Origin of the sequence: Agrobacterium sp. DSM 25558 (assembly GCF_900100825.1) — a bacterium.
Taxonomy (GTDB): domain Bacteria; phylum Pseudomonadota; class Alphaproteobacteria; order Rhizobiales; family Rhizobiaceae; genus Agrobacterium.
Map to the genome: position 1 here is coordinate 204,261 of NZ_FMUD01000002.1, position 21,741 is coordinate 226,001.

Sequence of the window (21,741 nt, forward strand, 5' to 3'; positions counted from 1 at the left end):
CTTTGCGATGTCACAGCGTGAATTCACGGAACGCTTGGAATTATTAAATGGCCCATCGCATTGCCACGCTTGGCGACATCACCGCTCAGTTCGACGTTATTCTGTCTGATGTGTGGGGGGTGTTGCACAATGGTGTGTCCGTTTTTCCGGATGCCGCTATTGCACTGGAAGCGGCGCGCAAGGCGGGCAAGACTGTGGTGCTCATCACCAATTCACCGCGCCCGGCGCCCGGCGTCATTGCGCAATTGCGGGCTTTCGGCATTTCCGATAGCGCTTATGACCGTATCGTCACATCTGGCGATGTAACGCGTGGTCTGATTGCCGTAGGGCCGAAAAAAATCTTTCTTCTCGGCCCTGAGCGTGACCTGCCGTTACTGGAAGGTCTGGATGTCGAGATCGCCACAGAAGCAGAAGCGACGGCCGTTGTCTGCACCGGCTTTTTCGATGACGAAACCGAAACGCCCGAAGACTACACGGATATGCTCAAGGGCTTCATTACTCGCTCCGTGCCGATGATCTGCGCCAACCCGGATCTGGTTGTGGAGCGCGGTGAGCGCATCATTCCCTGCGCCGGTGCCATGGCTGCCTATTATGAGCAGCTTGGTGGTGAGGTGCGTATCGCAGGCAAGCCGCATTCGCCGATTTATGAGGCGTGCCTTGCTGCGGCAAAAGAGGTTCGCGGCGAGTTTTCCAAAGATCGCGTGCTGGCCATCGGTGACGGTATGCCGACGGATGTGAAGGGTGCCATCGATGCAGGCCTCCAGCTTCTTTATGTCAGTGGCGGCATTCACGCGGCGGAATATACGCTGAATGGCGAGACCGACGAGGCTCTGATGAATGCTTACCTCAAAAGCCAGAACGCAGCCCCCGGCTGGTGGATGCCGCGTCTCGCTTGAGAACAGAGTTTGCCCATGACCGTTTTTCATCGCAACGAGAAGAAAGAACCGCTGCCGGATAACCTCAAGGGCGGCCTGGTTGCCATCGGTAACTTCGATGGTGTGCACCGCGGCCATCGTGCCGTGCTGGACCGTGCGCTGGAGTTGGCGCGGGCTCGTAACATTCCGGTTTTGGCCCTGACATTCGAACCGCATCCGAGAACGGTGTTTCGCCCGGAAACGCCGGTGTTCCGGCTGACGCCAGCCCCAGTCAAGGCACGGTTGCTGGCGGCCGAAGGCTTTCAGTCCGTCATCGAATATCCGTTCGACCGCGATTTCGCGCAGCGTTCAGCAGAAGATTTCGTCAAATCCGTCCTGGTCGACTGGCTGGGTGCCAGCGCTGTCGTCACCGGCTTCGATTTCCATTTCGGCAAGGGTCGCGAAGGCGGTCCGGCATTTTTGATGGAAGCCGGTCGTCGCCATGGTTTCGACGTGACGCTGGTGGATGCCTTCCGCGATGAGGGCGCCGACGTCGTGTCGTCCAGCCGCATCAGGGAATTGCTGTTGCAAGGCGACGTTGTGGGTGCCGCAGGCCTGCTGGGTTACCGTTACACAGTCGAGGCGGAAGTGATTGGCGGGCAGAAGCTTGGCCGCACGCTAGGCTACCCGACCGCCAACATGGCCTTGCCGCCGGAAACGGGACTGAAGCCCGGTATCTACGCGGTACGGTTCCGCCGCATGGATGGCAGGCTTTATGACGGCGTGGCCAGCTTCGGCTATCGACCCACCGTTACGGATAACGGCGCGGCGCTGCTGGAAACGTTCGTTTTCGATTTCTCCGGCGACCTCTACGGCGAGTTGTGTTCGGTATCCTTCTTCGGCCACCTGCGCGACGAGTTGAAGTTCGATGGGCTAGAGCCACTGGTGGCGCAGATCAAACGAGATGAGGAAGAGGCGAGGGCGCTGCTTGCAGGCGTCAAACCGCTGGGCGAACTGGATGCGTTGATCGCTTTTTGAAACCGATAGCACTTGCGCAGCATCTATTCGCTTTTCAAATGCTGGAAAAACACATAAACAGTCGCCCATGTACAAATTTCGGTTGACGTTCATATCCCGAATTATTGGCCCGGCCTTTCGCGCGCAGTAAGCAGCCGAAAGGTCCGGGATTTCGGCGCTTGCCTTGAGCGCCCTCCGCTTTAGCCCTCTTGCACTCAAGACGGCGTGACCCTGAGATTGTTCTCATTCGGGGCGCCGCATAACGGTATGATCATGAACGACACCGCACAGACGATCGACTATTCCAAAACGCTATACCTACCGCAGACGGATTTCCCCATGCGCGCCGGTCTGCCGCAGAAGGAGCCGGAAACGGTTGCCCGCTGGCAGCAAATGGGGCTCTACAAGAAGCTGCGCGCTTCCGCCGCTGGCCGCGAAAAATTCGTGCTGCATGATGGCCCTCCCTATGCCAACGGCAACATCCACATCGGCCACGCGCTGAACAAGATCCTTAAGGACGTCATCACCCGCTCGTTCCAGATGCGCGGTTTTGACTCGAACTACGTTCCCGGCTGGGACTGCCACGGCCTTCCCATCGAGTGGAAGATCGAGGAAGCCTACCGCGCCAAGGGCAAGAACAAGGACGAGGTTCCGATCAACGAATTCCGCCAGGAATGCCGTGAGTTCGCTGCTGGCTGGATCGAGAAGCAATCCGCCGAGTTCAAGCGTCTCGGCATCGAGGGCGATTTCGAACAACCCTATACGACCATGAACTTCCATTCGGAAGCCCGGATCGCTGGCGAGCTATTGAAGATCGCCAAGAGCGGACAGCTTTATCGTGGGTCGAAGCCGGTCATGTGGTCGGTTGTCGAGCGTACGGCTTTGGCTGAGGCCGAGGTCGAGTATGCCGATGTCGAGAGCGACATGATCTGGGTGAAGTTCCCTGTCGCAACGTACGATTTGGGTTTCAATCCTGACGCGGCTGCTTCGGTCGCTCGAAAGGATGAGCTTCGCTCCGATCTTTATCATGCATCCGTCGTCATCTGGACCACAACACCTTGGACCATCCCCGGCAACCGCGCGATCTCCTTCTCCTCGCGCTTCCCTTACGGCTTGTTCGAAGTCGAATCCGCTGAGAACGACTTTGGCCCACAGCCCGGCGAAAAGCTGATCTTCGCGACCAAGCTGGCCGACGAAGCCGCCAAGAAGGCAAAGCTGACATTTAAGCTCGTTCGTCCTGTCACTGCGGAAGAACTGGCTGCGATCACCTGCGCCCATCCGCTGGCCGACCTTGGCTACGACTTCGCCGTCCCACTTCTCGACGGCGATCACGTCACCGATGATGCAGGCACGGGCTTCGTCCACACAGCACCAAGCCACGGTCGCGAAGACTTTGACGCGTGGACCTCTAAGGCTCGCGAAATCGAAGCGCGTGGCATTTCGTCCAAAATCCCGTTCCCCGTTGGCGATGATGGTTTCTACACCGAAGATGCCCCCGGTTTCGGCCCATCGGCTGAAGGCGGCGCTGCCCGCGTTATGGACGACAACGGCAAGAAGGGTGACGCAAACGAGCGCGTCATCAAGGCGCTGATCGCGGCCAACAATCTGTTTGCCCGTGGCCGTCTGAAGCACAGCTATCCGCATAGCTGGCGCTCCAAGAAGCCGGTCATCTTCCGTAATACGCCACAATGGTTCGTATATATGGACAAGGAACTGGGCGATGGCACCACGCTGCGCTCGCGCTCACTGTCGGCCATCGACGATACCCGTTTCGTGCCTGCCGCTGGCCAGAACCGCCTGCGCGCCATGATCGAAAACCGCCCGGATTGGGTGCTGTCGCGCCAGCGCGCCTGGGGCGTTCCCATCGCCGTCTTTGCCGATGAGCATGGCGAAGTGCTGCTGGACGAGGCCGTAAACGCCCGCATTCTGGAGGCCTTCGAGGCCGAAGGCGCGGACGCATGGTTTGCCGACGGTGCCAAGGAACGTTTCCTCGGCAACGACCATGATCACGCCAAGTGGCATCAGGTGCGCGATATCCTCGACGTCTGGTTCGACTCGGGCTGCACGCACACCTTCACGCTGGAAGATCGCCCAGACCTGAAATGGCCTGCGGATGTCTATTTGGAAGGCTCCGACCAGCATCGTGGCTGGTTCCACTCGTCGCTGCTGGAAAGCTGCGCGACGCGCGGTCGTGCGCCGTATAACGCTGTCGTCACCCATGGTTTCACCATGGATGAGCAGGGTCGCAAGCAGTCCAAGTCGCTCGGCAACGTGGTGGCTCCGCAGGATGTGATGAAGGAGTCCGGTGCGGATATCCTGCGTCTGTGGGTCATGACCACGGATTACTGGGAAGACCAGCGTCTGGGCAAGGCCATCATCCAGACCAATGTCGATTCCTATCGCAAATTGCGCAACACCATCCGCTGGATGCTGGGCACGCTGGCGCACGACAAGGGCGAAGAGATTGCCTATGCCGATCTGCCGGAGCTGGAAAAGCTGGTGCTGCACCGTCTGTCCGAACTGGATACGGTCGTGCGCGAAGGCTATGACGCTTTCGAGTTCAAGAAGATCACTCGTGCGCTGATCGATTTCGCCAATGTCGAGCTGTCGGCTTTCTACTTCGATATCCGCAAGGATGCGCTCTATTGCGATGCGCCGTCGTCGCTGAAGCGTCGTGCATCGCTATCGGTCATCGCAAAGCTGTTCGATTGCCTCGTCACATGGCTTGCCCCGATGCTGCCGTTCACGACGGAAGAAGCGTGGCTTTCGCGATATTCCGACGCGGAATCGGTCCACCTCGTGCAGTTCCCGCAGATTCCAGCCGAGTGGAAGAACGAGGCGTTGGAAGCCAAGTGGGACAAAATCCGCAAGGTGCGCACGGTCGTAACAGGCGCCCTGGAAGTCGAGCGCCGTGAAAAGCGCATCGGCTCGTCTTTGGAAGCGGCTCCTGTGGTGTATGTTGCCGATCCCGAACTTCTGGCAGCGCTTGAAGGTCAGGATTTCGCGGAAATCTGTATCACTTCGGGCATCTCGGTCGCATCGGGTGAAGGCCCGGCAGAGGCCTTCCGTCTGGGCGAAGTGCAGAATGTTTCCGTCGAGCAGAAGCTGGCCGAAGGCCGCAAATGCGCCCGTTCATGGCGCATCACTACAGATGTCGGCTCGGACGCTGCATTTCCCGATGTCTCGGCGCGTGATGCCGCTGCACTCCGCGAATTGGGTGTAGCCATTTAAGAAAAGTGCCGGATGAATTGCACTTTGGGCGTTCATCCGGTAAACCTGCCTGAAAATGGCCGGATTTTAGCACCAATGCGGGCTGCCGGTCGTCTGGACGGCTTGGGCGGAAGGGTTTCCATGAGCATGACGCAGAGTTTTCGCATGTATGGCACGATTGCGGGCGCAGTGACTGTTGGCCTTGCGCTGAGCGCATGCACCAGCCCGACCTACGGCACGGGAAAGACTTCGGCTGAACAGCTGGTGGACGATCTTGGTAGCGCCACGTCGATTACGGGCAACCAGGACAAGCGTAACCTGAAATACAATCCGCGCCCCGGCCTCGTTGTGCCAGCACAGGCACGCGCAGATCAACTGACGCAGCCGCAGCAGAGCCTTGCCAACCGCGAAACCAACCCGCAATGGCCGGAAACACCGGAAGAGGCGCGCGAGCGTCTGCGCCAGGAAGCCGACGCCAACAAGGACAACCCGCATTATCGTTCACCGCTTCTCGCCGGTAACGGCACCAACGGTCAGATGACCGAAAGCCAGAAGTGGGAAGCCTTCCGCAAGGCCAAGGCCGACGCGCAAGGCGGCACCGTCGTGAATAGCAACCAGCGCAAATTCCTCACCGACCCGCCGGTTGAATACCGCAACTTGCCACAGGATCAGTTGGCTGACCTGGGCGAGCCGGAAGCGAAAAAAGAAAAAGAACGCAAGAAGAATGCAGCCATGGCCAACACTGGCAAAAGCTGGTGGAACCCGTTCCAGTAGGGGATTTTCTGGTTTGTGAGGCGGGTATGAACTTGCCTACGTCGTTGTCTTAAGGTCACGGCAAACTCAACCTCCGTCATCCTCGGGCTTGACCCGAGGATCTAACGAACCCCTACGTCAACGTGGTTAGATCCTCGGGTCAAGCCCGAGGATGACGTTGAGTGTGGGGCGAGCGTAGCAACCGCTCCAACCCCACCTACACTCCGCTATCATTCCGCTTCCCTTGAAAAAACCCACGCAAAATCTTCGCACTCTCCATCTCCGCCAAACCTGAATAAACCTCCGGCGCGTGGTGGCAGGTGGGCTGATTGAAAAACCGCACGCCACTTTCCACCGCGCCACCTTTGGGATCGTTCGCGCCATAATACAGGCGGCGGATGCGGGCAAAGGAGATGGCGGCGGCGCACATGGTGCATGGCTCTAGCGTGACGTAGAGGTCGGCGCCGGTCAGCCTTTCCTGGCCCAGTTCCTCGCATGCCATGCGGATAACGGCGATTTCGGCATGGGCAGTCACGTCGTTCAGTTCGCGGGTTCGGTTGCCGGAACGGGCAATGATGCGGCCATCCAGCACCAGCACGGCACCGATGGGTACCTCGTCACGGGAGCCCGCTGCTTGCGCTTCGGCAAGCGCCAAGTCCATGAAATGCGTCGTTTCCGCCATAGTTCGTGCAATTTCCTCTTAACCAGTGCCGCGTGACCTGATAGGACACGCCAAACAACAGGCAAACAACAAATGACATTCAAAGACAAGCCGAAGCGCGCTGGGGCTAAGACATTCGATCGGGATAGCAAGCCGAAGTCCTCCGGCAAGCCCGATGCCGCGCGCGAGAAAAAGCCGTTCGTGGCAAAAACGGAAAGCGCTGTCGCGGAGACCGCAGCGGCAAAACCCGAGCGTATTTCCAAGATCATCGCCCGCGCAGGTGTGGCCTCGCGCCGCGATGTCGAGCGGATGATCATGGAAGGTCGCGTCTCGCTGAATGGCGTGAAGCTTGACAGCCCCGTCGTGAACGCCACCCTCGATGACAAAATCGAGGTTGATGGCGAACCGATCCGTGGTGCCGAGCGTACGCGCCTTTGGCTCTACCACAAGCCGTCAGGTCTGGTGACAACCAATTCCGATCCGGAAGGACGTCCAACCGTTTTCGACAACCTGCCGAAGGAGCTTCCGCGCGTCCTGTCCATCGGGCGTCTGGATATCAACACCGAAGGCCTGCTGCTGCTGACCAATGATGGCGGTCTGTCGCGCGTTCTCGAACTGCCGACCACCGGCTGGCTGCGCCGCTACCGCGTTCGCGCCCACGGCGAAGTCGATCAGGCGGCACTCGATAAGTTGAAGGAAGGCATCGCTGTCGATGGCGTGCTCTACGGCGCAATCGAGGCGACGTTGGACCGCACCCAGGGCCGTAACGTCTGGATCACCATGGGTCTTCGCGAAGGCAAGAACCGTGAAATCAAGAACGTTCTCGGCGCTCTCGGCCTTGAAGTGAACCGTCTTATCCGTATTTCCTATGGTCCCTTCCAGCTTGGCGACCTGCCGGAAAGCCAGGTCGTGGAAGTGCGTGGCCGTATGCTGCGTGACCAGTTGGGTCCACGCCTCATTGAAGCGGCTGGTGCCAATTTCGATGCGCCGATCTATGATGCGGTTGGCGATGAAGACGAGGCCCCAGCTCCGCGTCCCGTCAAGTCCGAATGGACCAAGCGAGGTGCCGCGGAGCAGAACCCACGCGGTGGCAACTTTGCCGAAAAGCGAGATAATCTTCGCGATGGCGCGCAGGGAAAGCCGGATGGCAAACGTCCAGGCAAACCTTTCGCCAAGGGCCGTGATGAAGGTCAGGAAGATCGCGGCCCCAAGCGTCCACCAATGGGCAGCAACCGCACGGCCAATGTGTGGATGGCACCGGGTGCCAGGCCAACCCGCGACGGCAAGGAACGCAAGTCTTACCGGGATGAAGCCGAAAGCGTCTTCAAACCATCAGCGGAAGCCGATGCCCGGCGCGCGATCGTCAGACACAAGGATGTCGATGGCGAATGGATCCGCGCCGACAAGCCCGCGCAGGATGAAAGCCGTGGACGCGGCAAGGGCGGCGACCGTGGAGACCGCGGCGGCAAATCCTTTGGTGATCGTCCCGCCCGTGGTGGCGAACGCAGCGACCGCCCGTTCGGTGACCGCAAGCCACGTGAAGGCGGCGACCGTGCAGAGCGCCCTCGTGGCGAACGGTCGTTTGGGGACCGCCCGGACCGTGGCGGCAAACCTTTTGGTGATCGTCCCGCACGCGGCGGCGAACGCAGTGAGCGCCCCTACGATGACCGTAAGCCGCGTGAAGGTGGCGACCGCGCAGAGCGTCCTCGTGGCGAACGGTCCTTCGGGGATCGTCCAGACCGAGGCGACCGCCCCGCGCGTCCAGAAAGATCATTTGGCGACCGTCCGGCGCGCACTGGTGAACGCAGCGAACGCCCCTATGGCGACCGCAAGCCCCGTGAGGACGGAGATCGTCCACGCTCGGATCGTCCTTTCGGTGACAAGCCCCGTGGCGCAAAGCCGTTTGGCGATAAGCCGCGCGAAGGCAGGCCCTCTGGCGGCAAGCCGGGTGGTTCTGCAGGCAAGCCAGCGTTCGGAAAACCGCGCGGCGAGCGCTCCGAAGGCGGTTTTTCGGGCAAGGGTCCCGGAAACAAGGGACCTGGCGGCAGCGGTCCCGGTGGCAAAGGTCCGGGTGGTAAGCCGACTGGAAGCAAACCGACTGGAAACAGGGGAATGACGCGTAATGCGGATCGTAGGCGGTGAGTTTCGCGGCCGGTCACTGGCCGCTCCGAAATCGAATGCAATCAGGCCGACTATCGATCGTACGCGTGAAAGCCTCTTCAATATCCTGAGCCACGCTTATCCGGAAAGTCTGGATGGGACGCGGATTCTCGATGTCTTCGCCGGAACAGGCGCGGTGGGGCTCGAAGCCCTGTCGCGTGGTTGCCGCGTTGCCCTGTTCGTTGAAAACGGCGTCGAGGGCAGGGGTCTGTTGTGGGAAAATATCGATGCTCTCGGTCTGCACGGTCGTGCGCGCATTTTGCGCCGCGATGCCACCAAGCTCGGCAGCGTGAATAATATCGAGCCCTTCGATGTCTTGTTTGCAGACCCACCCTATGCTCAGGGGCAGGGCGAAAAAGCCTTTGTAGCGGCGCATCTCGGCGGTTGGCTGGTACCGGGTGCTTTGGCCATTCTCGAAGAACGCGCGGATGTCCTCGTGACGGTCGATCCGGCGTTCAAGCTGATGGAAAGTCGCACCTTCGGGGATTCCATCATGCATTTTTACCGCTACGAGCCTTGATACGTCTTTGCAGGCGGTGATGCACGAGGTTGCAGTCGTGCGTCACTCTCCTGTCGTCTTTGTGTCATAGAGCGGGAAGCGAAATGACTTGAAGGAGAGGCCGCACCCGTGGCTGAAAAGAAAAAGAAACTCTCTGGCAAAAAGCGTAAACGCGAAGAAGCTGCCAGAGAAGCCCGCGTAAAAGAAGTCCGCGATCCGACATTCGCGCTGGCCCTGGGTGGTGGTGGCGCACGCGGCATCTGCCATATCAATATCGTTGAAGCGCTGGATGAGCTCGGTATTCGTCCCACAGCCATTGCCGGTTCGTCCATCGGTTCCATTATCGGTGCCGGCATGGCCGCTGGCATGAGTGGCCGCGACATCAGAGAATACACGCTGGAACTGATGGGCAAAAAGGGCAGCGTTGCCAACAAGCTCTGGAGCCTCGGCCCTGCCTCCATGCGCCACGCCGTGTTCGGCTTTCGCCTGGGACAGTTCAATCTGGAGCTCGTTCTCGATGCTCTGCTGCCATCTGCGATGCCAAAGACCTTCGAAGGGCTGAAAATCCCGCTGAAGGTGACGGCAACAGATTATTATGCGCAGTCGGAGGTCATCGTCGAAAGCGGCGATCTGCGTCAGGCGCTTGCAGCTTCCTCGGCCATTCCCGCCCTGTTCATGCCCATTCGCATGAATGACCGCATCATGATCGATGGCGGAATTTTCAATCCGGTGCCTTACGATCATCTGCTGGATAAGGCGGATATCGTGATTGCGGTGGACGTGGTCGGCGGGCCGGAAGGCGATGGCACGACGATGCCCAGCCGTTTCGAGAGCCTGTTCGGTGCCAGCCAGTTGATGATGCAATCGGTGATCTCGTTGAAGCTGCGCATGCACCCGCCACATATTTTCCTGCGCCCGCCGGTCAACCGTTTCAAGGTGCTGGATTTCCGCAAGGCGCACGAGGTGCTGGCCGAATCCCAGGTCAGCAAGGACGATCTCAAGCGCCAGATCGAGATGCAGGTGGAGCTTTATCATCGAGGCCACGGCGTGGACGTGTAGGCATTTCCCTCAATTACCGGTGAAATGCCGCTTTGGCCTTGATGCGGCAGGTGCGCCGCAATAAATGAAGGTCAACGAAAGGCTTAACCCATGTCCTCAGATATCGATTCCTCCAAGCTTCTCGAGCGCGCTAGCGAACTGGTTGATATGGCCCGCCGCGCTGGTGCCGATGAGGCGGATGCCGTCATCGTGCGGTCGCGGTCGCAATCCGTCGGCGTGCGGCTCGGCAAGGTGGAAAGCACCGAGTCATCCGAGAGCGATGATTTTTCGCTGCGCGTCTTCGTCGGCAAACGCGTCGCCAGCGTTTCGGCCAATCCCGGTTTCGACCTGAAGACATTGGCGGAACGTGCGGTGGCCATGGCCAAGGTGTCGCCGGAAGACCCCTATGCCTGCCTTGCGGACAGCAACCGGCTGGCAAAGTCTTACGATGATCTGCAATTGTTCGACCCAACCGAAGTTTCCGCTGACCAATTGCGCGAAGCAGCGCTTGCGGCGGAAGAAGAGGCGCTCGCCGTTCCGGGCGTTAGCAATTCATCAGGTGCCGGTGCTTCCAGCGGCATGGGTGGCATGGTGCTGGTCACCTCGCACGGTTTTTCCGGCAGCTACATGGGCAGCCGCTTCGGCCGCTCCGTCAGCGTCATCGCCGGTGAGGGCACCAAGATGGAGCGCGATTACGACTATGACAGCCGCCTTTATTTCGCCGATCTCGACAAGCCTGAAGACATCGGCCGCCGCGCGGGTGAGAAAGCAGTCAAGCGCATTAATCCCCGGCAGGTCGATACCGGCAGCAATATAACCGTCGTGTTCGACCCACGCATCGCCCGCGGCTTTGTCGGCGGCATTGCCGGTGCCATCAATGGTGCGTCGGTTGCGCGCAAGACCAGCTTTCTGCGCGACAAGATGGGCCAGCAGGTTCTGAAAAAGGGCCTTGTTATCACCGACGATCCGCAGATCGTGCGCGGCGCGTCGTCGCGTCCTTTCGATGGTGAAGGCGTGCGCGGCGAAAAGCTTGTCATGATTGAGGACGGTGTTTTGAAGCACTGGTTCCTCTCGACATCGACCGCCCGCGAAATCGGTCTGGAAACCAACGGACGCGGCGTGCGCGGCGGAACGTCCGTGTCTCCGTCCTCCACCAATCTGGCGCTGGAGCCGGGCGATATCTCGCCGGAAGATTTGATCGCGCAGGTCGGCACCGGCTTTTATGTGACCGAACTGATCGGCCATGGTGCCAATCTGCTGACGGGCGAATATAGCTGCGGCGCAAGCGGCTTCTGGATCGAGAATGGCGAAAAGGCATTCCCGGTCTCCGAGGTGACGATCGCCTCCAACCTCAAGGATATGTTCATGCGGCTGACCCCTGCAAACGACATAGACCGCAAATTTGGCGTTGCTGCACCGACGATCGCTATCGAAGGCATGACCATAGCGGGACGCTGATAGCACCATTCATCGGTTGCTTTGGGGACAATGGCCGGTGCATGTTGATGCACCGGAGACAGCGAAATGAACGACAATAAAATGACAGATGTTGCAGGAGCCGACTGGAGTTCCGATCTCGGGCTCATTCTGGATGCCGCCCGCGAGGCTGGTAGAGTTGCGATGACATTTTTTCGCAAGGATCCTGAAGTCTGGTGGAAAAAAGGCCATTCGCCCGTCAGTGCTGCGGATTACGCCGCGAACGAAGCTCTGGAGACGATCCTTCGCAAGGCGCGCCCCGGTTATGGCTGGCTTTCGGAAGAAACCGACGACGATGAGGACCGTCTATCCAGAGACACGCTCTTTGTTGTCGATCCAATCGACGGAACCCGCGCATTTATCGGCGGCAAGGACACGTGGTGCGTCAGCGTCGCTGTCGTGCACCATGGCAGGCCCACTGCTGCTGTTCTCGTCGCCCCGGCCTTCAACGAGGAGTTTACGGCGGTTCTGTCTGGACCTGCCATGAAGAACGGTCAGGTGCTGTCTGTGTCGGATGCCAGTTCCGGAGACATCAAGCTTGCAGCGCCCGAAGATGTGATTGCGCAGCTTCCTGCGCATCTCAAATCACGCGTTCACCGCATTCCGCACGTGCCGTCGCTCGCCTATCGCTTGGCCATGGTATCAGACGGTCGTATCGACGGAACGCTGGTCAAGGCCAATTCCCATGACTGGGATCTGGCAGCGGCCGATCTCATTCTGGAGCGCGCCGGCGGGCAGCTTCTGGACCTGTCCGGAGCTCCACTGACGTATAACCGTCGTGAGGTCAGCCACCCCGAATTGTGCGCCGCAGCAAATCATTTGTTGCCAGACCTGCTGGAGCGGTTGAAGTCACCAGCCAGAGGTTGATTTTCAGCGGAAAATCCCGCAGATGAAGGCCTCACGGACCGGGACTGCGAAAGACACTCTGGATTTTTCGCATAAAATCCTGATCCTTTCGGTGAAGATCAGAACGTTGATAGTCTGCTAAAGACCCCCGATCCATCTGATCACAAGACTTTGAACGATGAGAAAGAAGAGAAGACTATGACCGTAGCGGGCAACGAAAAACAGCTTCTGCACCTGGTATTCGGCGGCGAGCTGGAAAATCTTCAGGACGTACAATTTCGCGATTTGAAGGCGCTCGACATCGTCGGCATCTTCCCAGACTATGCAACAGCACTCACAGCATGGAAGTCAAAGGCGCAGCAGACTGTGGATAACGCCCATATGCGTTATTTTATAGTGCATATGCACCGCTTGCTTGACCCGCAAAGCAAATAATCGCTGGTTTCCTACTTCCTTTGTACTATCGTGAATGGACAGGAGGTTGTGTGAGTCTGCGGGGACACGCATAACCTCTCCGGCCTCGACATCATTTTTTCGTTGGCCTTATGCTCTGAGACAAAAAAGACGTATTTTCATAAGAAGTAGGTTTCACGTCATCGACCCGAGGAATGTGGCGCTGTTCTCGGGACATTCGATGCTCAAACGAACGACAGGGCAACGCGGACAGTTCCATTTCATGGCGCGTCGCTCTGGTATCGATCACAGGGGAAAACATTGCGCGCATTGATCAAAGGCAGCATGTCATGAATAGCCGGATCGCACGTTTCGCCCTTTCGGGTTATAGAATTGCTGGTGTTGCCGCCTATCCCTTTGCCAGACCCTATTTGATGTATCGCTCTACAAAGGGCAAGGAAGACAAACGCCGCCGAATGGAGCGCTTCGGCCATGCCAGCGCAGACCGTCCGCGCGGCCCGCTGGTCTGGTTTCATGCTGCAAGTGTCGGCGAAACGCTGGCTCTCGTTCCGCTCATCCGCGAAATCCGCAAACGCGACATTCACGTTCTTTTGACCACTGGCACAGTCACGTCAGCAGAGTTGAGCAAAACCCGTCTGGGTGATGACGTCATCCACCAATATGTGCCGCTCGATATCAAGATTTCCATCAACCGTTTCCTGAGCTACTGGACGCCGGACGCCGCGATTACCGCCGAATCCGAGATTTGGCCCGTCACCATGATGGAGCTCGAGCGCCGCCATATTCCGCAGATACGCGTCAATGCGCGGCTTTCCGATCGCTCCTTTGGTCGTTGGCAGCGTCACTCTGAATTTGCAGAAGCTCTGTTCAGCAAGCTGGCTCTTGTCGTGGCGCAGTCCGACGTCGATGCCGAGCGCTTCCGTGATCTCGGTTCATGGCCTGTCGTGGTATCGGGTAATCTCAAGGGTGATACCGATCCGCCGCCGTGCGACGCTGCACTGCTGGATACCTATCGTCGCCAGATCGGCAATCGCAAGACATGGGCCGCGATCTCCACATTCGATGGTGAAGAAAAGGCCGCTGCTACCGTTCACGCAGCCATCAAATCGCGCGATGGGCAACTGACGCTGATCGTACCGCGGCACCCGGAGCGGGCGGATGATATCGAGGCCATGCTCAAGGGCATGAATCTGACCGTGGCGCGCAGAAGCCGCAACGATGTCATCACACCGCAAACGGATATCTTCCTTGGCGACAGCATCGGCGAGATGGGCCTTTACCTGCGGCTGACCGAGCTGGCTTTTGTCGGGCGTTCGCTAATGGCGGAAGGCGGTCAGAACCCGCTGGAACCGGCCATGCTGGGTTGCGCCGTTTTGTCTGGCGCGCATGTCCAGAACTTCCGCGAAGCCTATCAGAAGCTGCTGCGGTCCGGCGGCGGGCGGATTATCCGCGATGTGGAAATGCTGGCCAAAGCCGTGCATTACCTGCTGGTCAACGACAATGAGCGATACAAGATGATCGATGCCGGCGGCAGGGTCATTCAGGACATGCGCGGCGCGCTGTCTGCGACTGTGAAGGCGCTTGAGCCCTATATCAATCCTTTGACGGTGACGGCCAAACTTCAACCGCGCAGTGCGGCCGGCTGATCGTGGACGCCAAGGCTCCTGCAAAATCGCCCGCCGCCATTGCGGCTGTCCTATTCGACAAGGATGGGACGCTCATTGGCTATGATGCAAGCTGGGGTCCGATCAACCGGGAGCTTGCAGCGATTGCCTCAAAAGGCGATACCGAACTGGCGGATAGACTTCTTCTCGCCTGCGGCATGGACCCCGTTACCGGCCACGTCCAGCCAGATAGCCTGCTTGCTGCTGGCAATACGGTGCAGATTGCCGAAGGGCTGGTGGCAGCCGGTTCTCCCTGTGAACTCGCTGAACTCACCCAACGACTCGACCGGCTGTTCACCGAGGCTGCGGGAAAATCGGTTGCCGTGACAGACCTCAAAGCCTTTTTCGCGCGCCTCAAGGGCAGGGGCTACCGGCTCGGCATCGCGTCGAGCGACAATGAAGCCTCCATTTGGCAACTTGCAAAACGCTTCGGCTTCGAAACCGATCTCGATTTCGTCGCCGGTTATGACAGCGGTCATGGCACAAAGCCACAGCCGGGCATGGTACTAGGCTTCTGCCAGGCAATCGGTCTGCCGCCGCACCGTGTGGCCGTGGTGGGAGACAACAATCACGATTTGCACATGGCGACCAATGCGAAGGCCGGTCTGCGTATTGCCGTGCTGACGGGCACAGGCTCGAAAGAGAGCCTGCGTGCGGATTCGGATTATTGTTTTGACGATATAACCGACCTCGAAGACCTGTTGCCGCAGCGGGCAGCCCCGTAGGGCTGAATTTCAGTGCTTTTTTGCCGCCTTTTTGCAAAATCCTTACCTTTCTGCGAGATAGCTTCTGCTACCACATTGGCAAAGCGGGAGTTTGGAGACTGATGGTTTCGGAAGCGCCGCCATTCTGGTGGGAACAGCCCGGTTGGCAGGCATGGGCTCTGACGCCCTTTTCTTATCTCTATGGCAAGGTTGCCGGGCGGCAGATGAGGACGTCGAAACGTGCGTCCGTGCCGGTTCCCGTCATCTGCATCGGCAATTTCACGGTGGGTGGCGCAGGCAAAACACCGACTGCGATCGCTATCGCCAGAGCCGCCATAGAAAAAGGTTTGAAACCGGGTTTTCTCAGCCGTGGCTACGGTGGCACCCTGGATGTCACCACGCTTGTGGATGTGGCCCACCATCGTTCCGTGGATGTCGGTGATGAGCCGTTGCTGCTGGCGCGCGAAGCAACCACGGTCATTTCGCGAAAGCGCGTCGATGGCGCGCGCAGGCTGGTGGCTGAGGGCGTCGATTTCATCATCATGGATGACGGGTTTCAAAGTGCACGGTTGACGCTGGATTACGCACTTGTGGTCATCGACACCCAGCGCGGCATCGGCAACGGTCATTTCGTTCCGGGCGGACCCGTCCGCGCACCGCTGTCCGAGCAGATGCGCCAGCTTTCGGCCATCTTGAAGGTCGGCAACGGGCAGGCGGCCGATGCCATTGTGCGAACTGCATCGCGCGCCGGCAAGCCTGTCTTCGTTTCATCCATCCAGCCCAGACCGCAGCCGGATTTTGCGGGCAAACGTGTGCTGGCCTATGCGGGTATTGCCGATCCGAACAAGTTTTATCAGACGGTCGAGCAGCTCGGCGGCGAGATCGTGGTGAAACGATCCTTTCCGGACCATCATCATTTCAGTGATGAAGACATTCAGAACGTGGCAGAAGAAGCCGCCAAATTTGATCTCTTGCCGGTTACGACAGCCAAAGATGCGGTGCGCCTTGCCGGACATCATGGCGGTGCGGCTCAATTGCTTGAACGCACGCTCGTCATCGAAATCGACATGAAGTTTGACGATCCGACTGCGCCGCAGTTAATCATCGAGGCCGCCTTCGAGAATTACAGCCGTCGTAAGCTCCAGAAACAATCATCGTGATGTAATTTGGCGATTATCACCTTGCCGAGGAACAATCGGGGCTTGCAGTGCTTCTCTTCATGAAGAATTCCAATTTGGATTGTTGTGAGGAGAAAACGATGGCGCAAGACAAGGTCGAGAAAAAAGTATTCACCCCGCGTGAAAGCCGCCAGGGTTTAAAGGGCAGTCCGGTGCTGATTATTCTGGTGATCAGTCTGCTGCTGGCAGGTGCAGTCTGGATCGTCGCGGAAACATGGGGCGAGTCGACGGCTCCCGCAACGTCTGAAGTGCAGCCAGCGCCAAGTCCGGGAACACCGGCTACGACGCCAAATCCGGGTGCGCAGGGTGCTAACACCTTCGATAACAATACGCCTTCCGGCTCGACACCGCCGACAGAGGGAACGGACAGAAACCCCAATTCCACAAATACGACCACCCCATAACGAAAAAAAGCCGGGCGATATGCCTGGCTTTTTTCTTGCTTTGTAAAGGTTAAGCAGCCTTTTGAGCAGCTGCATTTACCGAAGCAGTGGCGAGCTCAGTCAGCGCCTCGTCGGTTGTGGACTCTTCATTCAGCGTAGCTTCGAGAAGCGGTACGACCTTGGTGTGTCCAAGCTTTTCAGCCCAGGCTTTCAAGGTGCCATAACGGGTGATTTCGTAGTGTTCGACGGCCTGTGCTGAAGAGATCAGACCAGCATCAAGAGCAGCGGTGCCCTTGTAGTCTTCGATGATTTCTTCACCCTCGGCGATGATGCCCTGAATGGCTTCGCAGGTTTTGCCCTGAGCACGCTTGCCGATAAGCTCGAAAACTTCCTGAAGCCGTTCGATATGCCCCTGGGTTTCTTCCTTGTGCTTTTCGAATGCTGCTTTCAGCTTTGGATCGGTCGCGGCGCGCGCCATCTTTGGCAGTGCCTTCAGCACCTGACGCTCGGCGTAGTAGATGTCCTTCAGCGTATCGTAAAAAAGATCGTCTAGTGTTTTCTCGGCCATGTTCATCTCCCATTGAAAATCGTGCTTTTGCATTACACTCCGAGCTAACCAGCGTCGGGTGTGATCGTTCCTGCTGGGTCGCGCACAACTTCAATTATATTTTAGGGAAATGTGTTTTTCGGTCAGGCACTGCGTTTCTGATTGGGCAGGGCTCCGGCACGTTTTTCCGCCTCGAACGACGCGGCTGCATCGGCATAGGGCTCCTGACGAACCACGCTCCAGTAGCGCAGCTCATCGATCGGAATATGTTTACCGGTCATGGCACAGACGACATAGGAACCGGTCTGCACGATGCGCATATCGCCGTCGAGATATTCGATCTTGGCCTCGCGATTGCTGCCACCTTCAAATCTGTTCATTTGTCCTGTCTCCTGACGCTGAGTCTTTTTAACGTTGCTGCAGCCGGAATACCAGCGGCGCATGCGTGGAATATCTCAGCTTCTGCCAAAGAGCTTTTCGATGTCTGCAAGCTTGAGTTCGATATAGGTCGGACGTCCGTGGTTGCACTGGCCGGAGCCGGGCGTGTTTTCCATCTGCCGCAACAGCGCGTTCATTTCCTCCGGCCGCATGCGACGACCTGCCCGCACTGAGCCATGGCAAGCCATCGTGGCCGCGACATATTCCAGCTTGCTGGCAAGGCTGCCCGCCGTATGCCATTCGGCAATTTCATCGGCGAGTTGCCGCACCAGCCCCTGTACATTGACCTCACCCAGCATGGCAGGCGTTTCACGCACCGCCACAGCGCCCGGCCCGAAGCGTTCGATGGTCAGTCCCATGCTGTCGAAGTCGCTGGCATGCTGCATCAGCCGGTCGCAATCCTCTTCCGGCAAATCGATGATTTCGGGTATCAGCAGAACCTGCGATGAGGGACGCTTGGAATGCAGCGCTTTGCGAATCTCCTCGAATACGAGGCGCTCATGCGCTGCATGTTGATCCACGATCACGAGACCGTCTTCCGTCTGGGCGACGATGTAGTTGGCGTGAACCTGCGCCCGCGCAGCGCCTAGTGGATAACGAGAGGCCTCCGTCACCGCCGTCGCGTTCATGCCGATGTCGGCGTTATCCGCGCGCGCCGTGGGCATGCTGATGTCGGTGAACTGAGACTGAGGCGTTTCGTGCAGAGACAAACCACCTGAAACCAAAAGCGGGCGGGACGGTGAAGTGGCTGGCGACCATGCCTGTGATGAAAAGGGCCGCACGGTCGATGGGCTGTATCCGGGACGAAACGCATTCATCATCTGCGCAGCGCCGGTGGTTGCGGCGCGGTCTCCCTCACGGGCCAAGGCCTGACGCACTGCACCGACGATGAGCCCGCGAATAAGGCCGGGGTCGCGAAAGCGCACATCGGATTTGGCCGGATGCACGTTGACGTCCACCAATGCTGGGTCAAGCCGCAAAGCCAGAACTGCAATAGGGTAACGCCCATGCGGTATGGTCTCGGCATAAGCTCCGCGAATAGCCGAAAGCAGAAGTTTGTCCTGCACCGGGCGACCGTTCACGAACATATATTGATGTGCAGAGTTGCCACGATTGAAGGTTGGCAGGCCGGCAAAGCCGGTCAATGTCACGTTTTCGCGCTCCGCATCGATCTCGATGGCGTTATCCTTGAAATCCGCACCGAGAATCTGCGCCATTCGCGCAAGGTGGTCATCACCCGTTGCTGGAAACTCCAGCGTCGAGCGGTCCGTGCCTGAGAGCACGAAGCGGATATGCGGAAACGCAATCGCCATGCGCTTGACGATTTCGGTGATCGCCGCCACTTCGGCCTTTTCCGTCTTCAGGAACTTCAAACGCGCAGGCGTGGCAAAGAACAGGTCGCGTACTTCTACGATCGTGCCGGTATTGGAGGGAGCCGGTCGCACGGGTGAGAGCTTGCCGCCGCTCACTGAAATAATCGCACCTTCGGCGGCACCCTGCTGGCGGCTGGTAATCGTCAGCTTGGCCACGGAGCCAATGGAGGGCAGAGCTTCACCGCGAAAACCCAGCGTGCGGATATCGTCCAGCGCTGTGGAAATCTTCGATGTGCAATGTCTGCGGATTGCCAGTTCCAGATCGCCGGGCGACATGCCGCTGCCATTGTCGGCAATACGCACAAGCCCTTTGCCGCCCCCGGCAGTCGCGATCTCGATGCGCGTCGCACCGGCATCGATGGCGTTTTCGATTAATTCCTTGGCTGCACTGGAAGGTCGCTCGATGACCTCGCCTGCGGCAATCTGGTTGATGAGGGTCTCGGAGAGCTGTTTGATGGACATGGTGCTATTTTCGTGGATTCTTCCGTCTTGTGAAAGGAAAATCACACCGATTGCGGCAGATGTGTTGGTTGTCCCGCTAAATATTTCTGCCAAACAACGTTAAGCGCGTCTTAAGGGAAAGCTTCTACTGTGCAATCAGCTGGAAATGAATGCAGCATCTATGTCCCTTCGGTGCCGCCAAGGGAGGTGTGACGGAAAGCTGGGGCCGTTACATGATCTCAAACGTCTGCTTTGAGAACCCAACCCGCATGTCCAATAGTTTATCCATTTTCATGCGGTCATTGGCCGGCTTGTTGTGAGTGCATTTTGCCTTGAGACGTGCGTGTGAGGAATTGCAATGAAGGGTGAGGAGGCGGTCTGTGCAGACATTTACACTGCCATGCTCGACGCCGTTTGCGATTCGATTTCCTCTGCATTGATCATCTATGATCGCGACGACCATATCGTCTTCGTCAATCGTCGTGTTCTCAGCTATTTGCCTGTTTGTGAAACCAAGCTCACGATTGGCACCCGGCTTCGCGATTTCTTGGCCTCATTGTACGATGGCCGAAAGACAGCGGACAGCGATTTGCTGCCGCGTGGTGTCGAGCGGGACGATTGGGTCGCCGAACAACTGTCCTCCCATTGGAAAGAGCGCTCCGAAACGGTGGAGCAGCGCGCTGGCGGCAGATGGCTGCGCCTCGTCAAGAGACGCTTTCCGTCCGGCCTGGGCATCTGCGTCATCTCTGATATTTCCGAGCAGAAGAAGCGCGAAGATCAGTGGCGTTCAGATATCGAACGTGTGCAACTGACCGAAGAAATTCTCGACACGTTACCCCTTTCAATTTTCGTCAAGGATCGTGACACCTACTACGTTGCCGTCAACAAGGCGGGGTGCGCCCTGTTGGAAACATCTGCCGATCTCATTCTTGGTCGTACTGTTTCGGATATCCATGCAGAGCCGCTCGCCTCGCGTATCGATGCCATGGATCAACACGTTCTTGAAACAGGCACACCTGCCATTCTGCCGGAGCGGGTCACGCGGCTGACGGGCGAAGAAGTTCTCGTCATCACGAGAAAGCAGCGTGTGGGCAAGCCTGGCCGATATTTCCTCGTAACGACGATGGACGACGTGACCACATTTGCGACGGCGGATGCCGATGGCAAAGGCGTCATTCGCGGGCTGGAGCACATGTCTTTCACCCCGTCGTCTTATCTGGAGGACGAGCATCATCAGTCCTCGCAGATATTGACGGGTCGCAGCATTCTTCTCGTCACGCCCAATGACCATCTCGGAGAAGTAGCGCGCAAAAAAATGGTCGCCGTTGGTGTCGATTGCGCGGTCGCGAAAAGCCAAGCCGAAATGAAGGCCTTCATCGAGTTTGCCACCTCGGCCAACGTCCGGATCGACCTCGTGATCGTCGATGTGCAACTGGATATCGCCTGTCTGGATCTGCCGCAGACCTATGGCCTGGATGCCATGACTGCCGATGATTTTCAGTTGGAAAGTTCTCTGATCAACCAGATGACGCGCCATTTCCGAAATAAGCATCAAGCGTTATCATCGACGCAGGCGGATGGTAGTCTGGAAATCTGCACCGGAAGCACACCGGCATCCACGAAAAAAACGACACTCGATGTTCTTGTCGTGGAAGACAACAACATCAACCAGATCGTTTTTTCGCAAATCCTCGAAAGTCTGGGGCTGAGCTACAAAATTGCCGCCACCGGCAAACAGGCATTGCAGCTTTTCGAACAGGAAAAACCATCCTTTGTTTTGATGGACACGACGCTGCCGGATTTCGATGGTTTCGAAGCAACACGCCGATTGCGCAAGATGATGGGAGCGGAGCGCGCCCGTACCCCCGTCATCGGCGTCGTATCGCTGGCTTTCGAAGGTGATCGTCAAGCCTGTCTGGATGCTGGCATGGACGACATGCTGCTGAAGCCGGTCAGCCCTGACATGGTGGAGATATTGCTCAAGCGATATCTGCCGGAAAGCCAACATCGTATTCGAGGATGATTGATGCAAGTGGCGGAATCCTGTGAAAATCGATGGCTATTTCGCAGACTTCAGCAATAGTG

19 protein-coding genes are annotated in these 21,741 nt (G+C 58.1%); 15 read left to right on the forward strand and 4 right to left on the reverse strand.

Annotated features, from left to right (window positions below; translation table 11 throughout):
- Positions 1-47: 47 nt before the first annotated feature.
- The 4 genes from DSM25558_RS03470 to DSM25558_RS03485 all read left to right on the forward strand — a co-directional run bounded on the left by DSM25558_RS03470 (position 48) and on the right by DSM25558_RS03485 (position 5,855).
- A complete protein-coding gene (locus DSM25558_RS03470; RefSeq protein WP_077101812.1) occupies positions 48-896 on the forward strand; it encodes a TIGR01459 family HAD-type hydrolase in 849 nt (282 codons plus the stop codon).
- A gap of 15 nt (positions 897-911) precedes the next feature.
- The gene (locus DSM25558_RS03475) at positions 912-1,892 is read left to right on the forward strand and encodes a bifunctional riboflavin kinase/FAD synthetase (RefSeq protein WP_077101815.1); all 981 of its coding nucleotides are present in this window, start codon (positions 912-914) and stop codon (positions 1,890-1,892) included.
- Between the two features lie 252 nt (positions 1,893-2,144).
- Entirely contained in the window at positions 2,145-5,102 is a 2,958-nt protein-coding gene (gene ileS / locus DSM25558_RS03480) for an isoleucine--tRNA ligase (RefSeq protein WP_077101898.1), read from the forward strand.
- A gap of 126 nt (positions 5,103-5,228) precedes the next feature.
- A complete protein-coding gene (locus DSM25558_RS03485; protein ID WP_371479402.1) occupies positions 5,229-5,855 on the forward strand; it encodes a hypothetical protein in 627 nt (208 codons plus the stop codon).
- A gap of 196 nt (positions 5,856-6,051) precedes the next feature.
- On the opposite strand, the gene DSM25558_RS03490 is transcribed toward DSM25558_RS03485, so the two are convergent.
- Positions 6,052-6,516, reverse strand: a complete 465-nt coding sequence (locus DSM25558_RS03490) for a nucleoside deaminase (protein ID WP_077101817.1) — start codon at positions 6,514-6,516, stop codon at positions 6,052-6,054.
- Positions 6,517-6,588: 72 nt separating this feature from the next.
- On the opposite strand from DSM25558_RS03490, the gene DSM25558_RS03495 reads away from it, so the two are divergent.
- From DSM25558_RS03495 to DSM25558_RS28125, 10 genes are all read left to right on the forward strand, one after another.
- A complete protein-coding gene (locus DSM25558_RS03495) occupies positions 6,589-8,637 on the forward strand; it encodes a pseudouridine synthase (RefSeq protein ID WP_077101819.1) in 2,049 nt (682 codons plus the stop codon).
- Positions 8,618-9,175, forward strand: coding sequence for a 16S rRNA (guanine(966)-N(2))-methyltransferase RsmD (gene rsmD / locus DSM25558_RS03500; RefSeq protein WP_077101821.1), 558 nt, complete (start codon positions 8,618-8,620; stop codon positions 9,173-9,175). The genes DSM25558_RS03495 and rsmD overlap by 20 nt, the downstream gene beginning before the upstream one ends.
- Before the next feature lie 207 nt (positions 9,176-9,382).
- Positions 9,383-10,213 (forward strand): patatin-like phospholipase family protein, encoded by an 831-nt coding sequence (locus DSM25558_RS03505; protein ID WP_077101902.1) that lies wholly within the window; start codon positions 9,383-9,385, stop codon positions 10,211-10,213.
- A 90-nt stretch (positions 10,214-10,303) separates the two neighbouring features.
- Positions 10,304-11,650 (forward strand): TldD/PmbA family protein, encoded by a 1,347-nt coding sequence (locus tag DSM25558_RS03510; protein ID WP_077101823.1) that lies wholly within the window; start codon positions 10,304-10,306, stop codon positions 11,648-11,650.
- An 81-nt stretch (positions 11,651-11,731) separates the two neighbouring features.
- Positions 11,732-12,535 (forward strand): 3'(2'),5'-bisphosphate nucleotidase CysQ, encoded by an 804-nt coding sequence (locus DSM25558_RS03515; protein ID WP_077101904.1) that lies wholly within the window; start codon positions 11,732-11,734, stop codon positions 12,533-12,535.
- A gap of 177 nt (positions 12,536-12,712) precedes the next feature.
- A complete protein-coding gene (locus tag DSM25558_RS03520; RefSeq protein WP_077101825.1) occupies positions 12,713-12,949 on the forward strand; it encodes a DUF4170 domain-containing protein in 237 nt (78 codons plus the stop codon).
- A 308-nt stretch (positions 12,950-13,257) separates the two neighbouring features.
- A complete protein-coding gene (waaA, locus tag DSM25558_RS03525) occupies positions 13,258-14,574 on the forward strand; it encodes a lipid IV(A) 3-deoxy-D-manno-octulosonic acid transferase (protein WP_077101827.1) in 1,317 nt (438 codons plus the stop codon).
- Positions 14,575-14,576: 2 nt separating this feature from the next.
- On the forward strand, positions 14,577-15,317 hold the full coding sequence (locus DSM25558_RS03530; RefSeq protein WP_077101829.1) for an HAD family hydrolase: 741 nt from the start codon (positions 14,577-14,579) through the stop codon (positions 15,315-15,317).
- 101 nt (positions 15,318-15,418) lie between these two features.
- The gene (lpxK, locus tag DSM25558_RS03535) at positions 15,419-16,456 is read left to right on the forward strand and encodes a tetraacyldisaccharide 4'-kinase (RefSeq protein ID WP_077101831.1); all 1,038 of its coding nucleotides are present in this window, start codon (positions 15,419-15,421) and stop codon (positions 16,454-16,456) included.
- Positions 16,457-16,554: 98 nt separating this feature from the next.
- Positions 16,555-16,878 (forward strand): hypothetical protein, encoded by a 324-nt coding sequence (locus DSM25558_RS28125; protein ID WP_077101833.1) that lies wholly within the window; start codon positions 16,555-16,557, stop codon positions 16,876-16,878.
- A gap of 49 nt (positions 16,879-16,927) precedes the next feature.
- On the opposite strand, the gene DSM25558_RS03545 is transcribed toward DSM25558_RS28125, so the two are convergent.
- The 3 genes from DSM25558_RS03545 to mutL all read right to left on the reverse strand — a co-directional run bounded on the left by DSM25558_RS03545 (position 16,928) and on the right by mutL (position 19,677).
- A complete protein-coding gene (locus tag DSM25558_RS03545) occupies positions 16,928-17,425 on the reverse strand; it encodes a YciE/YciF ferroxidase family protein (protein WP_077101906.1) in 498 nt (165 codons plus the stop codon).
- A gap of 122 nt (positions 17,426-17,547) precedes the next feature.
- The gene (locus DSM25558_RS03550; RefSeq protein WP_077101835.1) at positions 17,548-17,784 is read right to left on the reverse strand and encodes a DUF2093 domain-containing protein; all 237 of its coding nucleotides are present in this window, start codon (positions 17,782-17,784) and stop codon (positions 17,548-17,550) included.
- A 75-nt stretch (positions 17,785-17,859) separates the two neighbouring features.
- Positions 17,860-19,677, reverse strand: coding sequence for a DNA mismatch repair endonuclease MutL (gene mutL / locus DSM25558_RS03555; protein ID WP_077101837.1), 1,818 nt, complete (start codon positions 19,675-19,677; stop codon positions 17,860-17,862).
- A 337-nt stretch (positions 19,678-20,014) separates the two neighbouring features.
- On the opposite strand from mutL, the gene DSM25558_RS03560 reads away from it, so the two are divergent.
- On the forward strand, positions 20,015-21,679 hold the full coding sequence (locus DSM25558_RS03560; RefSeq protein WP_077101839.1) for a response regulator: 1,665 nt from the start codon (positions 20,015-20,017) through the stop codon (positions 21,677-21,679).
- Positions 21,680-21,741 lie beyond the last annotated feature (62 nt).